The organism is Acinetobacter sp. ANC 5378 (assembly GCF_013004315.1).
Taxonomy (GTDB): Bacteria; Pseudomonadota; Gammaproteobacteria; order Pseudomonadales; family Moraxellaceae; genus Acinetobacter.
The window spans coordinates 1-1,700 of sequence record NZ_JABERK010000084.1 but is presented as its reverse complement, the minus strand read 5'-3'; the positions used below and the strand labels follow the sequence as shown (position 1 = coordinate 1,700).

The 1,700-nt window shown below is 42.8% G+C and carries 1 protein-coding gene; it reads left to right on the top strand.

The genetic code is table 11. The features are described from left to right. Positions 1 to 236: 236 nt before the first annotated feature. Complete coding sequence (locus HLH16_RS14915) at positions 237 to 1,562, top strand: ISNCY family transposase (protein ID WP_171529909.1); 1,326 nt, start codon at positions 237 to 239, stop codon at positions 1,560 to 1,562. Positions 1,563 to 1,700: the final 138 nt, after the last annotated feature.

Below are 1,700 nucleotides of genomic sequence, written 5' to 3'. Positions count from 1 at the left end.
GAGTCGTAAAGCTCAGAAAGCTGTTATTGAACAAAGAAAGTTAAATCCTGTGCTTGACTCTTGTGGTTAAAAACAGGACATTTTAAATGGTTTATCGCATAGACATTTTAATTGGTGAATAACAATAAGTGTAAGCCCAAAATAGAAATGTCCGGTTTCTCCAAAGTAAAAATGTCCGCTTTTAGAATATGCACTTTTGCGATTATCGAAGCGGACGGTTTGATATGTTGGTGTCTATGTCGGATAAAGAACTTAAACGATTGTCGATCTTGCAGGAAATCTGCGATCAACGCATAACTCAATCCCAGGCTGCTCAGCTACTTCATATTTCAGAACGTCAGATCAGACGCTTACTGCAGAAATACAAAGCTCAAGGCCCAGCTGCATTAGCCCATGCTGGTCGTGGCCAAACCAGCAATTCCAAACTTCCTGAAGAACTCAGACTCAAGTGCCTCAATATTATTTCTGATCAACTTCATGGTTTCGGACCCACTTTAGCGCATGAAAAGCTCACCACCGTGCATGGATTCGATCTTTCAGTAGAAACCCTGCGTTCCTGGATGATTGCAGCCGATCTGTGGATTCCTCGCTGCAAACGCCTGAAACGCCCGTATCAGCCTCGTTATAACCGGGATTGTTATGGTGAACTGGTACAAATCGATGGCTCTCACCATGACTGGTTTGAAGGACGTGCTGCTAAATGCTGTTTGCTGGTGTTTATCGATGATGCCACAGGAAAATTACAGCATTTACGCTTCTGTGAGTCAGAATCAACCTTTGACTATATGATTTCGACACGCCTGTATGTCGAACAGCACGGTAAGCCTTTAGCGTTTTACAGCGACAAACATTCAGTCTTTAGGGTGAATCAAAGCAGCAAGAAAGACACCAAGATTACCCAGTTTGGACGCGTACTCAGTACCCTCAATATCGATATCATCTTCGCTAACTCACCCCAGGCCAAAGGTCGCGTAGAACGTGCCAACAGAACCCTTCAGGACCGTCTGATCAAGGAAATGCGCCTGGAGGGTATCAATTCGATTGCAGATGCGAATAAGTGGTTACCCTACTTTATCGAGCAGTTTAATCGTAAATTTGCCAAGATGGCTTTTAATCCCAAGGATCTACACCGGACTGTCACTGAAACAGCTGAGGAATTAGATGATGTTTTTACCTGGCGTGAACCCCGTAGAGTCACGAATAGCTTGACCATTACTTATGATAAATGTGTATATCTCCTGGAGAATACAGAGGAAAATCAGAGGCTAATCGGTAAATATCTTGAATTTCTGGAATACCCTGATGGTACGGTAGCGATTGAGCATCAAGGTCGGAAGATCAATTACAGCATCTTCGATAAGTTAAGTCAGCTCAACCAGCGAGAGATCGTTGAGAATAAACGTTTGGGTTCAGTCTTGGCTCATATCCAGCAACAGCATGAAGAATTGGAACAGCAAAACAAACGTAATCGTTCTCAAAAGATGCCACGTAGACGTGCACAGAAAACAGCAATCAAAGAACGAAATCTGAATCCTGTGCTTGACTTGGAAAGTCCTGTATAGGACATTTCTATTTGTGAACCGTACCGGGTTTGTCGGAGACAGTTTATTTAAGTTAGGCTACCTGACCTAACGGATTAATTTTATCATAGTACATTGCTTCAAAATCAAAAGGTGACACATAACCTAGCGCACTATGTA

Bases quoted from the DNA above. Each gene is read 5' to 3' on its own strand.
- HLH16_RS14915 (WP_171529909.1), top strand. From the start codon at position 237: ATGTCGGATAAAGAACTTAAACGATTGTCGATCTTGCAGGAAATCTGC.